Annotated in this window: 17 protein-coding genes; 9 read left to right on the plus strand and 8 right to left on the minus strand. The window is 72.2% G+C overall.

The window, feature by feature from the left end:
- Positions 1 to 29 precede the first annotated feature (29 nt).
- On the minus strand, positions 30 to 2111 hold the full coding sequence (locus CRV15_RS26715; protein WP_003959419.1) for an NPCBM/NEW2 domain-containing protein: 2082 nt from the start codon (positions 2109 to 2111) through the stop codon (positions 30 to 32).
- Between the two features lie 268 nt (positions 2112 to 2379).
- Here CRV15_RS26715 and CRV15_RS26720 point away from each other — a divergent pair, with 268 nt between their 5' ends.
- The 4 genes from CRV15_RS26720 (at position 2380) to CRV15_RS26735 (ending at position 6940) form a co-directional block, all read left to right on the plus strand.
- Positions 2380 to 3675, plus strand: a complete 1296-nt coding sequence (locus CRV15_RS26720; RefSeq protein ID WP_003959418.1) for an ABC transporter substrate-binding protein — start codon at positions 2380 to 2382, stop codon at positions 3673 to 3675.
- A gap of 54 nt (positions 3676 to 3729) precedes the next feature.
- Positions 3730 to 4728, plus strand: coding sequence for a carbohydrate ABC transporter permease (locus CRV15_RS26725; protein ID WP_003959417.1), 999 nt, complete (start codon positions 3730 to 3732; stop codon positions 4726 to 4728).
- Entirely contained in the window at positions 4725 to 5627 is a 903-nt protein-coding gene (locus CRV15_RS26730) for a carbohydrate ABC transporter permease (RefSeq protein ID WP_003958456.1), read from the plus strand. Before CRV15_RS26725 ends, CRV15_RS26730 begins: the two co-directional genes overlap by 4 nt.
- 101 nt (positions 5628 to 5728) lie before the next feature.
- Positions 5729 to 6940 (plus strand): NUDIX hydrolase, encoded by a 1212-nt coding sequence (locus tag CRV15_RS26735; protein ID WP_003958457.1) that lies wholly within the window; start codon positions 5729 to 5731, stop codon positions 6938 to 6940.
- Positions 6941 to 7022: 82 nt separating this feature from the next.
- Here the strand turns inward: CRV15_RS26735 and CRV15_RS26745 are convergent, their stop codons facing one another.
- Together CRV15_RS26745 and CRV15_RS26750 are read right to left on the minus strand one after the other, a co-directional pair.
- Positions 7023 to 7751, minus strand: a complete 729-nt coding sequence (locus tag CRV15_RS26745; protein ID WP_003958458.1) for an MBL fold metallo-hydrolase — start codon at positions 7749 to 7751, stop codon at positions 7023 to 7025.
- A 121-nt stretch (positions 7752 to 7872) separates the two neighbouring features.
- The gene (locus tag CRV15_RS26750) at positions 7873 to 9243 is read right to left on the minus strand and encodes a dipeptidase (protein ID WP_003958459.1); all 1371 of its coding nucleotides are present in this window, start codon (positions 9241 to 9243) and stop codon (positions 7873 to 7875) included.
- A gap of 109 nt (positions 9244 to 9352) precedes the next feature.
- Here CRV15_RS26750 and CRV15_RS26755 point away from each other — a divergent pair, with 109 nt between their 5' ends.
- Positions 9353 to 10627: a geranylgeranyl reductase family protein gene (locus tag CRV15_RS26755; protein WP_003958460.1), complete on the plus strand. Its 1275-nt coding sequence runs from the start codon at positions 9353 to 9355 to the stop codon at positions 10625 to 10627.
- 119 nt (positions 10628 to 10746) lie between these two features.
- On the opposite strand, the gene CRV15_RS26760 is transcribed toward CRV15_RS26755, so the two are convergent.
- A complete protein-coding gene (locus CRV15_RS26760; RefSeq protein ID WP_009995248.1) occupies positions 10747 to 11202 on the minus strand; it encodes a nitroreductase family deazaflavin-dependent oxidoreductase in 456 nt (151 codons plus the stop codon).
- A 190-nt stretch (positions 11203 to 11392) separates the two neighbouring features.
- Between CRV15_RS26760 and CRV15_RS26765 the strand changes: the two genes are divergently transcribed.
- The 3 genes from CRV15_RS26765 to CRV15_RS26775 all read left to right on the plus strand — a co-directional run bounded on the left by CRV15_RS26765 (position 11393) and on the right by CRV15_RS26775 (position 15192).
- A complete protein-coding gene (locus CRV15_RS26765; protein WP_003958462.1) occupies positions 11393 to 12133 on the plus strand; it encodes a TetR/AcrR family transcriptional regulator in 741 nt (246 codons plus the stop codon).
- A gap of 66 nt (positions 12134 to 12199) precedes the next feature.
- Positions 12200 to 13411 (plus strand): ROK family protein, encoded by a 1212-nt coding sequence (locus tag CRV15_RS26770; RefSeq protein WP_003959414.1) that lies wholly within the window; start codon positions 12200 to 12202, stop codon positions 13409 to 13411.
- Between the two features lie 926 nt (positions 13412 to 14337).
- Positions 14338 to 15192, plus strand: a complete 855-nt coding sequence (locus CRV15_RS26775; RefSeq protein ID WP_003959413.1) for a YhjD/YihY/BrkB family envelope integrity protein — start codon at positions 14338 to 14340, stop codon at positions 15190 to 15192.
- A gap of 105 nt (positions 15193 to 15297) precedes the next feature.
- On the opposite strand, the gene CRV15_RS26780 is transcribed toward CRV15_RS26775, so the two are convergent.
- Both CRV15_RS26780 and CRV15_RS26785 read right to left on the minus strand, forming a co-directional pair.
- On the minus strand, positions 15298 to 15858 hold the full coding sequence (locus CRV15_RS26780; protein ID WP_009995241.1) for an ATP-binding protein: 561 nt from the start codon (positions 15856 to 15858) through the stop codon (positions 15298 to 15300).
- Positions 15859 to 16159: 301 nt separating this feature from the next.
- Positions 16160 to 16483: a hypothetical protein gene (locus tag CRV15_RS26785; protein WP_003958466.1), complete on the minus strand. Its 324-nt coding sequence runs from the start codon at positions 16481 to 16483 to the stop codon at positions 16160 to 16162.
- Positions 16484 to 16823: 340 nt separating this feature from the next.
- On the opposite strand from CRV15_RS26785, the gene cds1 reads away from it, so the two are divergent.
- Positions 16824 to 18008, plus strand: coding sequence for an L-cysteine desulfhydrase Cds1 (gene cds1, locus CRV15_RS26790; RefSeq protein WP_003958467.1), 1185 nt, complete (start codon positions 16824 to 16826; stop codon positions 18006 to 18008).
- A 46-nt stretch (positions 18009 to 18054) separates the two neighbouring features.
- On the opposite strand, the gene CRV15_RS26795 is transcribed toward cds1, so the two are convergent.
- Entirely contained in the window at positions 18055 to 18573 is a 519-nt protein-coding gene (locus CRV15_RS26795; protein ID WP_003958468.1) for a hypothetical protein, read from the minus strand.
- 4 nt (positions 18574 to 18577) lie between these two features.
- Entirely contained in the window at positions 18578 to 19405 is an 828-nt protein-coding gene (locus tag CRV15_RS26800; RefSeq protein ID WP_003958469.1) for a DeoR/GlpR family DNA-binding transcription regulator, read from the minus strand.
- Positions 19406 to 19816 lie beyond the last annotated feature (411 nt).

Raw genomic sequence — 19816 nt, forward strand, 5'->3', positions numbered from 1 at the left:
GCGTCCGGGGCGGTGCGTGCGGCCGGAGGTCAGCAGCCGATGGCGAGATCCGCCCAGTCGGCGTGGTCGGAGTCGATGCCGTCGCCGCCGTCCGTGACCACCAGCCGTACGGCCTTGGCGCCGCGGACGTCCGCCGTGAGCGGCTGGGCGTTCATGGCGTTGGTCAGCACCCCGGTGGACGCGGCCTTGACCCCGTCGGCCCAGATCTCGAAGGCGACCGTGCCGCGGGTCCCCTTCTCGTCGTCCACCCCGACCTGCGCGCTGACGGTGGTGCACCGGCCGCCCGTGTAGTACTCGACCGTGCTCGACGCGTGCGCCCCGAGCCCCTTGGCGAAGACCTGTCCGCCGATGGTCAGGGGCCGGCCGTCACCGGCCTTGCTCTCGCCGTTGCTGCGGTCCTTCTCCACCGGGCCGAAGCCGTTGACCGCGCTCAGCCAGCCGATGTCGCTGAGGTAGGACCGTCCGGCGGGCGGCGGGACGACCACGCTCACGGCCGCCGGCGCGGAGTGGGTGAGCCGGGTGCCGGTGATCGAACGGTGGGTGACCGTCAGGGTCAGTCCGTAGGAGCCGGGCGCGGTGCCCGCCGGAACGGTGAACTCCCAGCCCGTGGTGAGCTTCTGGCCACCGTTCAGCACCCGCCGTGCCGTGGGGGAGGTCGGCCGCACGGTCCAGCCCTGGGGGCCGGTCAGCGCCGCCGCGACCTTCAGCGCCGGGGTGCGGCCCAGGTCGGTGACGGCGGTGGTCAGCCGCCCGGTGCTGGTGGCCTCCGCCATGACGTTGTCCTCGGCGCTCAGTTCCATGCTCGGCGGCAGCACGGCCCAGGCCCGCTCCGGGGCGACCCTCAGCAGCACCGTGCCGTGCGCGGGCACCGTCGCCGACAGCGTTCCCGCGGTGTGGGCGCTGCCGTGCCGCCACAGGTCGCGGACCTTGTACGCGGTGGCCTGCGCCAGCCCCACGGCCTGCGCGGTGGTGGCGATCCGCTGCGGCCGGGCACTCTCGTTGAAGAGCGCGACGGCGCGGCTGCCGTCCGCCAGCTCCTTGGCGACCACCCAGCGTCCGCCCTCGGAGGAGACGACCGTGCCCTGCTTGCCCAGCCGGTCCTGGTTGACCGCGATCACCTCGCGGTTGCCCAGGATCTCGAAGGTGGACTCGGGAACCTTGCGCAGATCGGCCCCGATCAGCAGCGGTGCCGCCATGATCGACCACATGGAGAAGTGGGAGCGGTACTCCGTGTCCGTCATCCCGCCGTTGCCGACCTCCAGCATGTCGGGGTCGTTCCAGTGGCCGGGGCCCGCGTAGGGGGCGAGCGGCAGATTCCTCTTCATGATCGACAACATGGAGCCCCAGTTGTCGCTGATGTCACCGGTGGTGCGCCAGAGCTGGCCGACGTCCTTCGCCCACTCCCATGGCTTGTTCTGACCCCATTCGCAGATGCTGTAGACGATGGGGCGGCCGGTCGCGCGGAGCGCGTCGCGCATCGTGGTGTAGCGGAGTTTGGCGTCCACGCCCTGGTTATTGCAGTTGTCGTACTTGAGATAGTCCACGCCCCAGTCCGCGAACTGCTGGGCGTCGCTGTACTCGTGACCGAGGGCCCCGGGGAATCCGGCGCGGTTGCACGTCTTGGTCCCCGCACTGGTGTAGATGCCGAATTTCAGCCCCTTGGCGTGCACATAGTCGGCGACCGCTTTGATGCCGTTCGGGAAGCGCACCGGGTCCGGCACGAGTTTGCCCTCGGCGTTCCGCTCCGGCAGCGCCCAGCAGTCGTCCAGGTTCACATAGGTGTATCCCGCTTCCTTGAGTCCCCGTGCCACAAAGATATCGGCGATGCCCTTGACCATGGCCTCATGGAAATCGGCCCGGCAGTGGGTGGAGTTCCAGTTGTTGAAGCCCATCGGCGGGGTCGCGGCCGGGGCCTCGGCGCCCGCCGCCGGGGCCGGGGGGAGCGCCGGTGCCCGCTCCGGCACGGCCGCCCGGGGCGCCGCGCCGGGGGTCCCGGGGGCCTGGGGGAGCGCCGTGGCCGCCGGGACGCTGAGTCCACCGGCGCCGAGCACGGCGGCCGTCAGCGCTCCGATGACTCTCCGGCGCGCCCGGGGGAGGGAAGGGTGACGCATCGTAACCTTCTTCCATACTCGCAGGGATGGAACGGGAAGGCGTGTACGTGTCAGGGGCGAGCGTTTACGGTAGAGCCTGTTGGAGTCTGTTGGAAGAGATGCGGTAACGGTTGGCCGATGTCCTGCCGAGACCCTTGACGGGGCCGATCTGGCGGAGTGAGATCCAATCCTTGCGTTGAGTTGTGTTGGGTTGCACCCCGGAGGAGGGACCATGGCACGGTCATCGTTCAACGGCTCAGCAATACCCGGAAGCGTGACAGGTCATCGGATGTCACGACGGGGCCTGTTACGCGGCGCGGTGGCCGGCACGGGGGCGGTCGCCCTGCCCTCGCTGCTCACCGCCTGCGGTGGTGGTCCGGGGGGCGACGGCAAGACGGTCACCCTGGGCTCCAACTCCTCCGACCCGGTGCCGAAGAAGGCGTTCGCCGACGCCTTCGCCGCCTATGGGAAACAGTCCGAGGAAGGGCGGAAGGTCAAGGTCAACACGGTTGACCACAACACTTTCCAGGAGAACATCAACCGGTATCTCCAGGGCACCCCCGACGATGTCTTCATGTGGTTCGCGGGCTACCGCATGCAGTTCTTCGCCCAGAAAGGGCTGTTGCACGACATCAGCGATCTGTGGCGTGACTACAAGGGCTTCTCCGAGGCGCTGAAGACCCAGTCCACCGGCGCGGACGGCAAACAGTACCTCACCCCGTACTACTACTACCCCTGGGCCGTCTTCCACCGGAAGAGCCTCTTCCGGAAGCATGGCTACACCGCGCCCCGCACACTCGACCAGTACATCGCCCTCGCGAAGCAGATGAAGAAGGACGACATCGTCCCCATCGCCTTCTGCGACAAGGACGGCTGGCCCGCCATGGGCACGTTCGACTACATCAATATGCGCAGCAACGGCTATGCGTTCCATCAGCGCCTCATGGCGGGCGAGGAGGCGTGGACGGACAACCGGGTCAAGAACGTCTTCGACACCTGGCGGAGCCTGCTGCCGTACTGCCAGCCCGGCGCCAACGGCCGCACCTGGCAGGAAGCCGCCACCAGCCTCCAGAAGCGGGAGACCGGTATGGCCGTCTTCGGACTGCCGCACCCCGGCGCCCAGTTCCCCCGGGAGGACCACGACGACCTCGACTTCTTCGCCTTTCCCGAGATCGCCCCCGAGCACGGCCAGGACGCGGTCGAGGCCCCCGTCGACGGCTTCCTGCTGGCCGGGAAGTCCAAGAGCCTCAAGAACGACAAGACCATGGAGAGCGCCAAGGACCTGCTGAGATGGCTGGCCACCGGTGAGGCCGAGGACATCTATCTGGCCAGTGACCCCAACAACATCGCGGTCAGCGACCAGGCCGACATCTCCCGGTACACCCCGCTCCAGAAGAAGGCCGTGGAACTGGTCTCCGGAGCCCGGCAGATCTCCCAGTTCCTCGACCGGGACACCCGGCCCGACTTCTCCTCCACCGTTATGGTTCCGGCCATTCAGGACTTCATCAACAACCCGAAGGACGTGGACGGATTGGTGAACGGCATCGAGAGGCAGAAGAAGACCATCTTCACCGCCGACTCCTGAGCTCCCGACGTCCCGCCCCGCTCCCGTACGCGACCGACTTTGGAGTCACCGCCCGTGCCGCTGTCGCAGAAACCCGGGGGCGGGCCCCCGGACCACCAGCCGGAGCCGCACACGGGCCCGGCCCCGGCACGGACCGGCCCGTCCGGGGCGGGCCCACCGCGCCGGGGCACACGGCGGCTGCGCCGCTTCAACCGCCGCGATCTGGCTGTCGTCACGGTGCTGCTGGGCATCCCCGTCCTGCTCGACATCGCCGTCGTCTGGGGGCCGACACTCGCCTCCGTCGCCCTCTCCTTCACCAGCTGGGACGGCATCGGCGAGATCACCTGGGTCGGCACCGAGAACTACGAGAACCTCTTCACCAACTACCCGGCCTTCTGGCCCGCCGCCCGCCACAACCTGCTCTGGCTGGCCTTCCTCGGCCTGCTCGCCACCCCGTTCGGACTGCTGCTCGCGGTCCTGATCGACCGGGGCGTGCGCTTCAGCCGCTTCTACCAGTCCACCCTCTACATGCCGGTGGTGCTCTCGCTCGCCGTCGTCGGCTTCATCGCGCAGTTGATCTTCTCCCGCGACCAGGGCGCCCTCAACGCCGTCCTGGGCGACACCGAGACCCCCACCGACTGGCTCGGCGACCCCGATCTCAACCTCTGGATGATCCTGCTGACGGCCGCCTGGCGGCACACCGGCTATGTGATGATCCTCTACCTCGCCGGGCTGAAGGCCGTCGACCCCAGCCTCAAGGAAGCCGCCGCCATCGACGGCGCGAGCGAGGCACAGACGTTCTTCCGGGTGGTCCTGCCGACCCTGCGGCCGGTCAACGTCATCGTCGGCGTCATCACCGTCATCGAGGCCCTGCGCGCCTTCGACATCGTCTACGCCGTCAACAAGGGCCGGAACGGGCTGGAACTGCTCTCCGTCCTCGTCACCGACAACATCATCGGCGAGGCCGCCCGGATCGGCTTCGGCTCCGCCATCGCCGTCGTGCTGCTGCTGTTCTCCCTGGGCTTCGTCATCACCTTCCTGGTCCAGGAGATCCGGGGGGAGAAGAACCGATGACCGCCACCGCGCCCGCACCCGGCGCCCGCGACCGGCGCCGCCCCCGGATACGCCCCGGACGGATCGGCCTCCACGCCTTTCTGACGGGGGTCTCGCTCGCCTTCCTCGCCCCGCTGCTGCTCGCCGTCTACGCCTCGCTCCGCCCCTACGACGAGACCTCCGAGCACGGCTACTTCTCCCTGCCGAGGAAGCTCTCCCTCGACTACTACCAACAGGCGTTCACCGACTCGGGCATGACGAAGTACTTGGTGAACACCCTGCTCATCGCCGTGCCCGGGGTGCTGATCACCCTCTTCTTCGCCTCGTTCGTCGCCTTCTGCACCGCCCGGCTCCGCCTGCGCGGCTCCCTGGCGCTGCTGATGCTCTTCACGGCGGGGAACCTGCTGCCCCAGCAGGTGATCGTCACCCCGCTCTATGTGCTGTTCAACCGCATCCCGCTGCCCTACTGGATGTCCGACTCGATGACGATGTTCGACTCGTACTGGGCGGTGCTCTGTGTCCAGGTCGGCTTCCAGATCGGTTTCTGCGTCTTCGTCCTCGCCAACTACATGCGCACCCTGCCCCCGGAGATCATGGAGGCCGCCGTCGTGGACGGCGCCGGGGTCTGGACCCGCTACTGGCGCGTCACCCTGCCGCTGTGCCGCCCCGCGCTCGCCGCGCTCGGCACCCTCCAGTTCACCTGGATGTACAACGACTTCCTGTGGGCGCTGGTCTTCATCTCCGACGGCGACAAACTCCCCATCACCTCGGCCCTCAACAACCTCAGGGGCCAATTCTTCACCGACTACAACCTGCTCGCCGCCGGGTCGGTCATCGTCGCCCTGCCGACGATCGTCGTCTTCCTGCTGCTGCAACGGCACTTCATCGCCGGGCTCACCCTCGGCGCGGGCAAGGGATAGCCGCTCCTCCTCTCCGGCCACCACGGCTCCCGCGTCGCACGAGGGTTTCCGTGGCAGGGTGTTTTGGGCAGTCCACACTCGGCCGAGGAAGAGGGGGAACCGTGATCGTCTGGATCAACGGCGCGTCCGGAGCGGGCAAGACCACCGCCGCGCGGGAACTGATCGGCCTGATTCCCGACAGCACCCTGTACGACCCCGCGCTCACCGGCGCCGCTCTGCGCGCCCTGCTGCCGCCCGAGCACCTCGCCCGCGCGGACGGCTGCGGATACCAGGAACTGCCCATCTGGCGACGGCTGGTCGTGGACACGGCCGCCGCCCTGCTCGCCGAGACGGGCGGCGTGCTGGTGGTGCCGATGAGTCTGCTGCGCCAGGAGTACCGGGACGAGATCTTCGGCGGGCTCGCCGCCCGCAGGATTCCGGTACGGCAGGTGCTGCTGCGACCGGATGAAACGATCCTGCGCCGACGGATGGCCGCCCGCACCGCCCTGGCCGCCGCCGCGAGCGCCGTCTCCGGACCCCTGGGCACCGGCTCCGGCGGGCTCCGGGGAACGGACGAGTCTCCAGGGATCGACGCGCCTCAAGGGACGGACGAGCCACAAGGAACCGACGAGAGCCACGGGAACGGGGAGAATCACAGGAGCCAGGATTACCACGGGAACGCGGAGTACCACGGGAGCCGCGAGAACCACGGGACAGAGGAGGACGACCCCATCGGCGCCTATCGCGCCGCCCTCGACTGGATCAGCGAAGACGCCCTCGTCCTCGACACCACCCGGCTCGACCCCCGGCAGACCGCCCAGCGCATCGCCGACGCCGTCCGCACCGGCGAAGCCGGGGTCTGCGAGATCGTCCAGACACCGGAACCCACCGGGGAGACCGTCGCCGCCGGGGTGCTCCTCTTCGACGACGCGGACCGCGTCCTCCTCGTCGACCCCACCTACAAACCCGGCTGGGAGTTCCCCGGCGGCGTCGTCGAACCCGGCGAGGCGCCCGCCCGCGCCGGGATGCGGGAGGTCGCGGAGGAACTCGGCATCGCGCTCGACCGGGTGCCCCGGCTGCTCGTCGTCGACTGGGAACCGCCCCGGCCCCCCGGGTACGGCGGTCTGCGGCTGCTCTTCGACGGCGGACGCCTCGACGGCGACCGGGCCCGGCGGGTCCTGCTGCCCGGTGCCGAACTGCGCGGCTGGCGCTTCGCCTGCGAACAGGAGGCACGGGAGATGCTGCCGCCCCAGCGCTACGAACGGCTCCGCTGGGCGTTGCGCGCCCGGGAACGCGGCAGCGCCCACTACCTGGAGGCCGGTGTACCGCTCTGACCCCGGACCGGACGACGACGGCCCCGAGCCGGTCCGTCCGGAACCGGTCGGTCCGGAACCAGTCGGCCTGGAAGCGGTCGGTCTAGAACCGGTCGGAGTTCCGGTCGCGCTCGTACGCCGCCCGCAGCACCGCCCCGGCGTCCTGCCGTACCGGACCGCCGTGGCCGAAGCACGCCAGGTCCGTCTCCAGGGACGCCAGCTCCCCGAACGAGTCCGCAGCGCGCTCCCCGTCCAGGTTGAACACCCCCCTGATCACCCGTCCGTCGTCCGGAGCCGCGGCGACGGCGTCCCCGGTGAACAGCACACCGTGCTCCGGCAGATGGAGAGCGATGCTTCCGTCCGTGTGACCCGGCACGGACACCACCCGGGCCCCGCCCCCGAAGCCGAGGACGTCCCCGCCGGTGACCTCCACCACCGCCGCGGGCCGTACCCACGGCACCGACGGATCCGGCAGCAGCTCGGCCACCGCGGCGTGGACCGGCCGCTCCCACTCCTCGAAGAGGGGCGGCGGCCCCACCGCGTCACCCCGGACGAAGGGTGCGTCCGCGTGGTGCGCCAGCACGGCCGCCCCGCTCAGCGCCGCGAACTCCCCGGCCCCGCCCGCGTGGTCCTCGTGGAAGTGCGTCAGCACGATCCGCCGGACGTCCCGGGGTGCGAACCCCAGCGAGGTCACCGCGTCCGCGATGAGCGCCCCCGCGCCGACCGTTCCCGCGTCGATCAGCGTCAACACGTCGTCATCACGCCAGAGATACGCCTGCCCCACGGGGAAACGCAGCAGACTCAGCCTCGGCAGCACCTCGATGATCTCCATGGGCCCGACCGTAGGCGGCGGTCCCGGCAGCGGCGAGAGCGCTTCACCCTGGGCGAAGCGCTTCCGCCCAGGGCGGAAGGACAGGGCCCGTACCGAGACGGCACCGGGCCCGGCCGCCGTCTCAGCCCGCCGCGTAGTTCCGCAGGAACAGCGCCTCCGTGACGGACAGCCGCTCCAGCTCCTCGGGCGACACCGACTCGTTCGCCGCGTGAATCCGGGCCTTCGGCTCGCTCAGCCCGATCAGCAGGATCTCCGCCTCCGGGTAGAGCGTCGCCAGCGTGTTGCAGAGCGGAATCGACCCGCCCATCCCCGCGGCCTGCATCTCCTGCCCCGGATACGCCACCCGCATCGCGTCCGCCATCGCCGCGTACGCCGGGCTGCCCAGCTCCGCGCGGAACGGCTGGCCCTCGCCGACCTGTTCCACCGTGACCCGGGCCCCCCAGGGGGTGTGCGCCCGCAGATGCGCCGTCAGCAGCTCGGTCGCCTTCCTGGCGTCCTGCCCCGGCGGCACCCGCAGGCTGATCAGCGCCCGCGCCGCGGCCTGCACCGACGGCGTCGCCCCCAGCACCGGAGGACAGTCGATCCCGACCACCGTCACCGCGGGCCGGGCCCAGATACGGTCCGCGACCGCCCCCGAACCGATCAGCCCGACCCCGTCCAGCACCTTCGCGTCCGACCGGAAGTCGGCCTCCGGATACCCCAGCCCCTCCCAGGTCTGCTCCGCCTCCAGACCGTCCACGGTCGTCGAACCGTCCTCGGCCCGCAGCGAGTCCAGCACCCGGATGAGCGCCGCCAGCGCGTCCGGGGCGGCGCCGCCGAACTGCCCCGAGTGCAGATTCGACTCCAGCGTCTCGATCCCGATGCGGAGCATCGTCATCCCGCGCAGCGTCGCCGTGACCGTCGGCAGGCCCTCACGGAAGTTCCCGCTGTCCCCGATCACGATCGCGTCCGCCGTCAGCAGCTCCGGGTGCGCCTCGGCGTACCGCTCCAGACCGCCGGTGCCCTGCTCCTCCGAACCCTCCAGGATCATCTTGATCCCGACCGGCACCCCGCCGTTCGCCCGCAGGGCCCGCAGCGCCAGCAGATGCATGATGAAGCCGCCCTTGCAGTCGGCAGCCCCGCGCGCGTACCAGCGGCCGTCCTCCCGCTCCGTCAGCTCGAACGGGGGCGTCAGCCAGGCGTCCTCGTCCAGCGGCGGCTGGACGTCGTAATGCGCGTACAGCACCACGGTCCGCGACCCCGCCGGGCCCGGCAGATACCCGTACACCGACGCCGTGCCGTCCGGGGTGTCGAAGACCTGGACGTCCTCGAAGCCCTCGGCGCGCAGGGTGTCCGCGCACCAGGCCGCCGCGGCGTCGCACTCGCTCTTCGGGAACTGCGCGGCATCCGCGACCGACCGGAACGCCACCAGCTCGGCCAGCTCCGTCCGGGCCCTCGGCAGCAGGCTCGCGACGGACTCGGCGATCGTCGCGTCGATCGCATCGGCACTCATGGGCACGCTCCCGGTTGCTCTGGCGTTGTGTGGGACAGGTACGGCAAATGCGTGCTCGATCCTCCCACAGCGATGCGAGAAGAGGGCGCCGTAGGATGCCGTGAAGAGCATGGCCAAGGCGTCGGATCGGGAGCAGAAGCACATCGTGAGCAGCGACAACGGTGGCACCGGGGCAGAGACAGAGGCACAGGGGCACGACGGGACGGTGTGGGACGTCGTGGTCGTCGGCGCCGGGCCGGCAGGCGCTTCGGCCGCCTACGCGGCAGCGGTGGCGGGCCGTCAGGTGCTGCTGCTGGAGAAGGCCGAACTGCCGCGCTACAAGACCTGCGGCGGAGGCATCATCGGCCCCACCCGGGACAGTCTCCCGCCGGGGTTCGACCTCCCGCTGCGGGACCGCGTCCACGCGGTGACCTTTACCCTCAACGGACGGCTGAGCCGCACCCGCCGTTCCAGGAAGATGCTGTTCGGGCTGGTCAACCGGCCGGAGTTCGACGCCCAGCTGGTCGAGCACGCCCAGAAGGCGGGCGCTGTGCTGCGCACCGGCGTCACCGTCTCCCGGGTCGAGCAGCACGGGCCCGCCGTGCCGGACCGCCGCACCGTCGCCGTCGTGACCTCGGACGGCGAGACGGTCCTCGCGCGCGCCGTCGTCGGCGCGGACGGCAGCGCCAGCCGCATAGGTGCCCATGTCGGGGTCAAGCTGGACCAGGTCGATCTCGGTCTGGAGGCGGAGATCCCCGTTCCGGAGCCGGTGGCCGAGGACTGGGCGGGGCGGGTCCTCATCGACTGGGGCCCGATGCCGGGCAGCTACGGCTGGGTCTTCCCCAAGGGCAGGACGCTCACGGTCGGGGTGATCTCCGCCCGCGGCGAGGGCGCCGCCACCAAGCGCTATCTGGAGGACTTCATCGCCCGGCTCGGCCTCGCGGGCTTCGAACCGGCGATCTCCTCCGGCCATCTCACGCGCTGCCGCAGCGACGACTCGCCGCTCTCCCGGGGCCGCGTCCTCGTCTGCGGCGACGCCGCCGGACTGCTGGAGCCCTGGACCCGTGAGGGCATCTCCTTCGCCCTGCGCTCGGGTCGGCTCGCGGGGGAGTGGGCGGTCAGGATCTCGGAGGCCCATGACGCGGTGGACGCCCGCCGCCAGGCGCTGAACTACGCCTTCGCCATCAAATCGGGGCTGGGCGTGGAGATGGGCGTCGGGCGGCGGCTGCTCACCGTCTTCGAGCGCCGCCCCGGCGTCGTCCACGCGGCGCTCACCGGCTTCCGGCCCGCCTGGCGGGCCTTCACCGACATCACCCGGGGCTCCACCACCCTCGCGGGCATCGTCCGTACCAGCGCGGTCGCCCGCCGGGCCCTGGAGACCCTGGACCGGCGCGCCAAGGGCTGACCCGGCGGCCCGGGACATCCCGGCGGTGGCGTCCGTGTCGCGGTGGCGGCGCGGACGCCACCGCCGTCCTCGCTGTCCCCGTGCTGTCCCCGTCGTGCCGACAGGTCCCTGCCACCCGCTCACTCGCCGACCGTGATCCGGAACACCGGGTGCCGGTGCGCCGCGGCCAGCAGCTCCTCGTCCGTCGACCCGGCGTTCACCTCGCCGAAGAAGCGTCCGACCTCCCAGCCCCAGCGCTCCAGATACTCACGCAGCAGCGCGGGCTTCTCCGCGTCCGGCAGCTCCACGGCGGTGAAGTACTGCGTCCGGCGGCCGACCCGGAGCCGGCCGCCACCGGCCGCGCGCAGATTGCGCACCCAGTGCGAGTGGCCCCGGGCCGAGATCAGATACGGGCCGCCCTCGTACGGCAGCGGGTTCACGGGGATGCTGCGCCACTCCCCGCTGGCGCGCCCCCGCACCGACAGCTCGGCGGTGCCCATGACGCTGACGCCCTTGCGCGCGAGCCAGCCGATGGCTCCGTTCATCAGGGAGTCGACCCGGTTGGGCTTGATGTAGTGCAGCTGCTGCTGGGGCATGACGGGCTCCTGCGGAGGGGTGTCGGGCGGGCGGATCATGGATTGGGAGAGCGGTGCTCTCGCTTGAGATCAGTCTGCATGGATCGGTGCGCCAAATCAAGAGCACTGCTCTTGAAAGTGTTCAGCGATCCCATTCCGAATCGTCGATCTCATTCTTGGTCAGTGCTCCGAACCATGGGAGAATCCCTTCATGACCACGATCAAAGGGGCCCGCGCCCGCGCCCGTCTCGAAGTCACCGCCGCCATCAAGGACGAGGCGCGGCGGCAGCTCGCCGAGGAGGGCGCGGCCAAGCTCTCGCTGCGCGCGGTCGCCCGGGAGCTGGGCATGGTCTCCTCGGCGCTCTACCGCTACTTCCCCAGCCGGGACGACCTGCTCACGGCCCTGATCATCGACGCCTACGACCAGATCGGGGCCGCCGCGGAGTTCGCCCTGCGGCAGCCGCCGCGCGCCGGGACCGACGTCCTCGACGTGCCCCTCGTCCGCTGGACCGCGGTCTGCCGGGCGGTGCGCTCCTGGGCGCTGGACCACCCCCACGAGTACGCGCTGATCTACGGCTCCCCGGTCCCCGGCTACACCGCCCCCCAGGACACGGTCGGCCCGGCCGCCCGTGTCGGCGGCGCGCTGATCGCCGTCGCCCGGGACGCGCGCCGCGCCGGAGTGCTCGCTGTGCCCCCGCTCGACACGGAGCTGGTCCCCGAGGCCCGGCGGCTGGCGGCGCAGCTCGCTCCCGATCTGCCCGCCGCCGTGGTCGTGGCGCTGGTGGCGGCGTGGTCGCAGCTCTTCGGGCTGATCTCCTTCGAGCTGTTCGGCCAGTTCCACGGCGTGGTCGAGGACCGGGACGCCTTCTTCGGGCAGGCGGTCGCCCGGCTGGGCCGGGACGCCGGTCTGCACAGCCTGCCGACCGTACAAAGGGTGCATGACAGTCCGTAACGGCCCTCCCGCAGGGGGACGGAGGTGCCGGAGGGGGCGTCCCGGCGGCATGGGAGACTCGCCCTCATGAGCGGCAACGGGACAGGCACCAGAGGACGGCTGGAGAGGGGCCGCGGCGCGCTCGGCCCCGCGCTGGAGCTGGTGCACACGGGCCGCGCGCCCACCCGGGCCGTCCTCACCGCCGAACTCGGCGTCACCCGTGCCACGGCGGGAGCCGTCGCCGCCGAACTGGAGGCGCTCGGGCTGATCCGGGTCGACTCCCGCCCGGCCGCCGCCGGTTCCCAGGGGCGCCCCTCCCACCGGCTCTCCCTGGACGAGTCGGGCCCCGTCGTCCTCGCCGCCCAGATCCACGCCGACGGCTTCCGCGCCGCCCTGGTCGGCCTGGGCGGCCGGACGGTCGCCACCGTCCCGGGCCGTCTCACCCCCACCGCCGACCCCGTGCAGATGGTGGGCGCGGTGGTCGACGCCGGGGCGGCCCTGCTCGCCGAGAGCGGGCGCCGCTGTGTCGGCGCCGGCCTCGCCGTCCCCTCCGCCGTGGCCGAACCCGAGGGCACCGCGCGGGGCCCCCTGCACCTCGCCTGGCCCGCGGGCTCCCCCGTACGGGCCGTCTTCGCCGAACGGGTGCGCGCCGCCGGGATCGACGGCCCCGCCTTCACCGGCAACGACGTCAACCTCGCCGCCCTCGCCGAGCACCGGCACGGCGCGGGCCGCGGCGCCCGGCATCTGCTCTGCGTCGCCACCGGTCACCGGGGGGTCGGCGGTGCGCTGGTGCTCGACGGGCGGCTGCACACGGGCAGTTCGGGGCTCGCCCTCGAAGTCGGCCATCTCACCGTCAACCCGGAGGGGCGGCCCTGCCACTGCGGCAGCCGCGGCTGTCTGGACGTCGAGGCCGACCCGCTGGCCTTCCTCACCGCGGCGGGCCGCCGCCCGGGCCCGGAGGGGTCGCTGCTCCAGCAGTCCCGTGAGCTGCTCCGCTCCGAGTACGGGGAGCCGGGGGTGCGCGCGGCGGCCGAGGAGCTGGTGGACCGGCTCGGTCTGGGCCTGGCCGGTCTGGTCAACATCCTCAACCCGGACCGGATCGTCCTCGGCGGGCTCCACCGCGAACTCCTCGCCGCGGAGCCGGAGCGGTTGCGCGCGGTGGTCGCGGACCGCAGCCTCTGGGGCCGGGGCGGCGAGGTCCCCGTCCTGCCCAGCGCCCTCGACCACAACAGCCTGGTCGGGGCGGCGGAGCTGGCCTGGCAGCCGGTCCTCGACGACCCGCTGACCGCACTCGGCTGACCCCCGCGAGACCCCCGCCCCGCGCGCCCCACCGCCGGACCCGAAGCCGGTCGGGACCGGGAGGGCGGGTGCCCGGCGGGGCGCCACGCGGTACACGTGTGTACCCGACGGCGCCCCGTACCCGGGTGGGGCCCGCACCCGACGGGGCGTGTACCGGGCAGTTGTGCACCCGGTGGGAAGGGCACGGGCCAGGTGCCTGCCCGGGGCTGCGTATGGGGCAGGCGTCCACCGGGCTGCGCCGGTACGGGCCGGGCGTCCACCGGGAGGGCGTGCACCCGGCGGAGCCCGTACGAGGCATGTGTGCGGCGGGCGCGTACCCGGCGGGGTCCGCACCGGGCAGGCGCCCACCGAGGAGGGGGTGTGCCCGGCGGGGCCCGCACCCGGCTGGGCCCGCGCCGTGCAGGCGGGCGCCTGGGGTAAGGGCCCTCATGGGCCAGACGCCTGCCTGGGGGCGCGTGTACGGGCCGGGCGCCCATCTGTTCCCGGCGGGCATGTGCGCGGTACGCGTGTACCTGGCGGGGCCCGCACCCGGCGGGCGTGTACCCGGCGGTGCACGTACCCGGCAGGGCATGCACCGGGCAGGCGTGCACCCGGCGGGGAGGGCACGGGCCAGGTGCCTGCCCGGGGCTGCGTATGGGGCAGGTGTCCACCCGGCTGCGCGGGCCGGGCGTCCACCGGGAGGGCGGGTGCCCGGCGGGGCACGCACGAGGCACGTGTGTGCGGCGAGCCCGCATCCGGCAGGGTCCGCACGGGCCAGGCGCGCGCCTGGGCGGGGCCCTCAGGTGTCAGGCGCCCAGCCGGGGGCACGTGTACGGGCCGGGCACCCACCCGGTGGGACAGCCGCGCACGCGGGAAGCCGCGGCGTCGGCCACCCGTCCGGAGCACCGTCGGACGTCTCCCGGGCGGTGAGCGGGTAGCGACGCTCCATGACCGCCGCTCCGCCCCCCGGTACGGACCGTTCCGCACACCGGCTCCGCGCGCTGCACGACCGGGTCCTCTCCTCGCCCGTCGGACTGGCCTGGAACCGGGCCCGCGAGATGGAGCTGCTGCACCGTGCCATGGGCTTCGCCGCGCTCGGCTTTCTCACCCTGGTGCCGCTGCTGGTCGTCGTCGCCGCGGCCGACCCGGCCAGCGGACAGGGGTTCGCCCGCTGGCTCGCCCAGGCACTGGGCGTCTCCGCCGCCTCCCAGGACGAGGTCGAACAGCTCTTCGGCACCCCCGGTACGGCCCTCCAGCGCACCACCGCCTTCGGCCTCGCCGCGCTCGCCGCCTTCGGTCTGACCTTCGGCTCCGCCGTGCAGACGGGCTACGAGAAGGTCTGGGACCTGCCCACCGCGCGCTGGCACACCATGTGGCGCCATGTGGTCTTCCTCGCGCTCCTCGTCTTCGCCCTGCTGCTCTTCGTGAACACCCCCAGCCCGTCGGGGGCGGTCGCCGCCGGGCTCGGCGCGGCGGTCGCCGATCTGATCGGGACGTGTCTCTTCTTCTGGGTCGCGCAGCGGCTGCTCCTGGGCGGCCGGGTCCGCTGGCGCGCCCTGTTCCCCGGCGCGGTGGTCACGGCCCTGTGCATGCTGGGGCTGCGGATCTTCTCCCAGTTCGTGTTCTCCCCGCTGATCGCCTCGAACGCGGTCACCTACGGCCCGTTCGGGACCGTGCTGGTGCTCCAGTCCTGGCTGGTGGGCGTGGGAGTGGTGGTGTACGGGGGTGGACTGGTGGGCCGGTTGGTCCACGAGGCGCGGCTGCACCGACGGCTGGAACGCGCCTATCCGCCGCACGACTGAGCCGTACCGGGACGCACACCTCATGGGTACCGCCACTCCTGGGCAGGGCCACTCATGAGTACCGCCACGCCCCGCGGGCACCACCGGGTTCAGCGGCCCAGCAGCTCAGTGGCTCAGCACCGGCCGGCTCTCCGGCCCGGTGCCCGCTGCCGCTGCCCGCCCCGGTGTCCCCGGCTCCACTGCCCAGGGCTCCACTGCCCAGGGCTCCACTGCCCATGGCTCCGCCGTCCAGGGCTCCGACTCCGGCTCCGGTGTCCCGGGCGGTGTGGCGAGGGTGAACCAGACGGTCTTGCCCGTGTCGCCGGTGGGCTCCACGCCCCAGGTCTCGCTGACCGCCGCTATGAGCGAAAGCCCCCGGCCCGAGGTGGCGAGCGGATCGTCGTCCCGCCCGGCCGCCGGGGTGTCGGGCAGCCGTGGATCGTGGTCGTGCACCGAGACCGTGAGCCGGTCGGAGCGGAACGCGATGTCCACGACGCACATCTTGTCCGGCTCGGCGTGCCGGTGAACGTTGGTCAGCAGCTCCGTGAGGCCGAGGGCCGCCGGGTCGACCAGCGGATCGAGGCGCCAGTGGCGCAGTTGGGCCGAGACGATTCGGCGGATCTGTCCGATCCGCGACGGCAGGGCCTGAAGCTCCACCGTGCAGTGCTTGCCTGACTGGCTGATCACGGCTGCGACTCCCCGAAAGAGGTCCGGAAGAAGCCGGAGGAAGACGGAGAACGGCTCCAGCGGTGACGGCTGCTGAGCCTTGTCCGGCGGAGCGCCCGATGTGATGCCCGATGATGTCCCCGGGGGGACAGGCCGGGCGGCCCCATCTCTGCGTGACCGCTGGTGCACCCTGAGTGATATGGGATCAGCGTGACGCAGGGAGGGCCGGTCCGCAACCCGACGGGCCCGCCGGACCGTGCCGCGGCGTGCCCCGCCCGTCCGCCCCCGTCCGGCCCAGCTCCCGGTCCGGACGGAACCGTGCTCAGTCCTCGGCCACTCCGGCGCCCCGTACCGCCTTGAGGAAACGGCCCGTCAGAACCTCCGGGTCCGCACGGTGGTTGCGCTGCCCCAGGGTCACCCGGTAGCGCTTGCCGTTCACCGTCAGCGCGGCGCTGGACTCGTCGGTGAACCACGCCTTCCCCGCCCGTACCGCCCGGACCGGCGCGCTGTCGATCACCCGGCCGTAGCTGGTCAGCAACTCCAGCTTGCCGTCCTTGATCAGCACCTGTCCGGCCTTGGTGAGCGAGCGTGGCCACCGCTCGATCCGTACTCCGGTGGCCCGGAACTCGGGCTCGGTCATCGCCATGGCGCTCTCTCCGCCCCTTCGTGCTCCGTCATGAGGCAAACATGACGTCGTCATGCGTCGTCTGCTGGCAGTCTGCCCAACTCCGGCGGTGCGCACCAGGGGCCGGACAGCGGCCACCAAGGAACCACAAGTCCCTCCTATGGATTCCCCAAGTCATCGTTTGCGCAGGTGGCGGGCTTACTGTGGCCCTGCGGACAACGGTCGGCGCGGGGGGTCGGCGCGACGGCGGCATGGCGGACGACACAACGGACGGCACAGTGGACGGCCCGCGCTCGGCGAGCGCGCCGGGGGTGGGACGAAGCAGGGCATGAACGGCACACACGGACGGACGGAGAGACGGATGGACGCGGACGGGGCCCTCGGGGCCGGATCGGGGACGGGCGCCGGGCACGCGCGCCGGACGGCGGACGGGGCCCGGCCCACGGTGGACGCCGACCGCAGCGACCCCGGGTACCGGCTGTGGCTGAAGGAGGCGGTCCGCAAGGTCCAGGCCGACGCCAACCGCTCGGCCGACACCCATCTGCTGAAGTTCCCGCTGCCCGAGGAGTGGGGGATCGACCTCTATCTCAAGGACGAGTCCACCCACCCCACCGGCAGCCTCAAGCACCGGCTGGCCCGTTCGCTCTTCCTCTACGGCCTGTGCAACGGCTGGATTCGCCCCGGCAAGCCCGTCATCGAGGCGTCCAGCGGCTCGACCGCCGTCTCGGAGGCGTACTTCGCCAAGCTGATCGGCGTCCCGTTCGTCGCGGTGATGCCCCGGACCACCAGCCCCGAGAAGATCCGGCTGATCGAATTCCACGGTGGCCGGTGCCACTTCGTGGACGACCCCCGCACGATGTACGACGAGTCCGCGGCGCTCGCCGCCCGTACCGGCGGCCACTACATGGACCAGTTCACCTACGCGGAGCGCGCCACCGACTGGCGCGGCAACAACAACATCGCCGAGTCCATCTACCAGCAGCTCAGGCTGGAGCGGTACCCCGAGCCCGCCTGGATCGTGGCGACCGCGGGCACCGGCGGCACCTCGGCGACCATCGCCCGCTATGTCCACTACATGCAGTACGACACCCTGATCTGTGTGCCCGACCCGGAGAACTCCTGTTTCTTCGACGGCTGGACCACCGGCGATCCGCAGGTCACCAGCGAGCGGGGCTCCCGTATCGAGGGCATCGGCCGGCCGCGGATGGAGCCCAGCTTCCTCCCCGGGGCGATCGACCGGATGATGAAGGTCCCGGACGCGGCCAGCATCGCCGCCGTCCGCGCGCTGGACACCGCGATCGGCCGGAAGGCGGGCGGCTCCACCGGCACGGGGCTGTGGAGCGCGCTGAAGATCGTCGCGGAGATGGTGGCGGCGGGCGAGCGGGGGAGTGTGGTCACGCTCTTCTGCGACCCGGGCGACCGCTATCTCGACAAGTACTACTCGGACGGCTGGCTGGCGGACCAGGGCCTGGACATCGGGCCGTACACACGGGAGCTGGACGCCTTTCTCGCCACGGGGGCCTGGCCCGGCCACGGCCCCGTCTGACCCGCGCCGTCCCTCCGTTCCATGGACCCGCGGGTTCCCGCCTGCCTCACCCGTCCCGCCCGCCCCGGCGGCGGAGCCCGTCCCGCCGAAGCGGGCCGTTCTGGCGGAGCGGGCCGTTCTCGCGGAGCAGACCGTCCAGGGCCCGGCCGAAGATCCACCGGCCCACCCGGGCGGTCACCCCGTCCAGGAGCCGGGGCAGCGGCAGGAAGCGCAGCTCCTCCGTCCAGACCACCTCGGCGCCGGGGCCCGCGCCGGGCCCCGGGGCCGAGCGCACCTCGATCTCCGCCCAGCCGACGACGGTCCGGCCCCGCTTCTCCAACCGGCAGCGGCCCGTGCTCCCGCCCCGGGGCGGCTCCCAGCGGACCACCTCCATCGGGTCGTCCACACCGAACGGGCCCAGCGCCGAGCGGACGGTGAAGAGCGTCCCTTCCCGAACCGGCCCCTCAGCCATCGCGGTGAGCGCCGTCAGCGGCATCCGGGCGGCATGGCCCCGCCAGTCGGTGGCCCGGCGCCAGGTCTCCTCCGCCGTCAGCGGCACCACCCGCCTCACCCGGAAGACGGTCATCGGCTCACCCGCCGTGCCCCTCGGCCACCACCAGCCCCGGCAGATGCTCGGTGATCTCCCCGCGCGCCGCCGGGGACAGCTCCGCGTCCGTCACCAGCGTGTCCACCTCGTCCAGCCGGGCGAAGGAACTCAGCCCCACCGTGCCCCACTTGGTGTGGTCGGCCACCACGACGACCCGCCGGGCCGCCCGGACGAAACGCCGGTTGGTCTCCGCCTCCGCCAGATTCGGCGTGGAGAGACCCGCCTCCACCGAGATCCCGTGCACCCCCAGGAAGAGCACATCGAAGTGGAGCGTACGGATCGCCTGGTCGGCGACCGGACCCACCAGCGAGTCCGACGGGGTCCGCACCCCGCCGGTCAGCACCACCGTCGCCGCCCCCGGCCGGGGCACACCCACGACCCCCGGGCGCTGCGCCGCGTGGAACACGTCCGCGACCCGCACCGAATTGGTCACCACGGTCAGATCCGGCACATCGAGCAGATGGTGGGCGAGCGCGTAGGTCGTCGTACCGCCCGACAGGGCCACCGCGCTGCCGGGCGCCACCAGCCGGGCCGCCGCCCGGGCGATGTCCTCCTTGGCGCTCAGCTCCAGCGCCGACTTGGCCTCGAACCCCGGCTCATGGGTGCTCGCCTCGGCCACCGGCACCGCGCCGCCGTGGACCTTCTCGACGACACCCTGACGGGCCAGCGCGTCCAGGTCCCTGCGGACCGTCATGTCGGACACATGGAGCTTGCGCGTCAGCTCGTTGACGCGGACCCCGCCCCGTCTGCGCACCTCGTCGAGGATGAGCGCGCGCCGCTGCTCCGCGAGCAGGTTCTGATGGTCGGTCACTGCCAGAGCCGGTCCTTCCGCATCGCCGTCCTCCACGGTGTGCCACCGTTGTGCGCCGCGCGGGGCGCAGGCGTCACATCCTGCCACGCCCCCGCACCACCGTGATGCGTGAAGGTTCGGCAAGAACCTCCCCTCAGCGGGCGATATCGGCGACCCTGGGTCGTCCGTACCACCACGTCCGCCGCTGTTCCCTCTGTCCCGTTCCCTCCTGTGCCCCTGTCCGCACCTGTCTGCGCCCGCCCGGTCCGACCCGCCCGTCCCGTCCGTCCGGCCCGCATGACACCGTGAGCGTTCACCGGGTCGGCGCAACCGCCCCGGTCCGAACGAGCGGACCGGCGGGCCGGGTTCATCCGCGCCGGGTGCCCGTCCGCCCGCCGCGCGTCCACCGGTGTCACCGAGAAAGCGAGAGAG

It is taken from the genome of Streptomyces clavuligerus, from assembly GCF_005519465.1.
Lineage (GTDB): Bacteria > Actinomycetota > Actinomycetes > Streptomycetales > Streptomycetaceae > Streptomyces > Streptomyces clavuligerus.

What these genes read in the sequence shown, in the direction of transcription:
- CRV15_RS26770 (WP_003959414.1), top strand. Translation starts at nt 12,200, where the DNA reads ATGAGCGGCAACGGGACAGGCACCAGAGGACGGCTGGAGAGGGGCCGC.
- CRV15_RS26795 (WP_003958468.1), bottom strand. Translation starts at nt 18,573, where the DNA reads ATGACCGTCTTCCGGGTGAGGCGGGTGGTGCCGCTGACGGCGGAGGAG.
- cds1 (WP_003958467.1), top strand. Translation starts at nt 16,824, where the DNA reads ATGGACGCGGACGGGGCCCTCGGGGCCGGATCGGGGACGGGCGCCGGG.
- CRV15_RS26785 (WP_003958466.1), bottom strand. Translation starts at nt 16,483, where the DNA reads ATGGCGATGACCGAGCCCGAGTTCCGGGCCACCGGAGTACGGATCGAG.
- CRV15_RS26760 (WP_009995248.1), bottom strand. Translation starts at nt 11,202, where the DNA reads ATGCCCCAGCAGCAGCTGCACTACATCAAGCCCAACCGGGTCGACTCC.
- CRV15_RS26720 (WP_003959418.1), top strand. Translation starts at nt 2,380, where the DNA reads ATGTCACGACGGGGCCTGTTACGCGGCGCGGTGGCCGGCACGGGGGCG.
- CRV15_RS26730 (WP_003958456.1), top strand. Translation starts at nt 4,725, where the DNA reads ATGACCGCCACCGCGCCCGCACCCGGCGCCCGCGACCGGCGCCGCCCC.
- CRV15_RS26715 (WP_003959419.1), bottom strand. Translation starts at nt 2,111, where the DNA reads ATGCGTCACCCTTCCCTCCCCCGGGCGCGCCGGAGAGTCATCGGAGCG.
- CRV15_RS26755 (WP_003958460.1), top strand. Translation starts at nt 9,353, where the DNA reads ATGGCCAAGGCGTCGGATCGGGAGCAGAAGCACATCGTGAGCAGCGAC.
- CRV15_RS26745 (WP_003958458.1), bottom strand. Translation starts at nt 7,751, where the DNA reads ATGGAGATCATCGAGGTGCTGCCGAGGCTGAGTCTGCTGCGTTTCCCC.
- CRV15_RS26775 (WP_003959413.1), top strand. Translation starts at nt 14,338, where the DNA reads ATGACCGCCGCTCCGCCCCCCGGTACGGACCGTTCCGCACACCGGCTC.
- CRV15_RS26765 (WP_003958462.1), top strand. Translation starts at nt 11,393, where the DNA reads ATGACCACGATCAAAGGGGCCCGCGCCCGCGCCCGTCTCGAAGTCACC.
- CRV15_RS26750 (WP_003958459.1), bottom strand. Translation starts at nt 9,243, where the DNA reads ATGAGTGCCGATGCGATCGACGCGACGATCGCCGAGTCCGTCGCGAGC.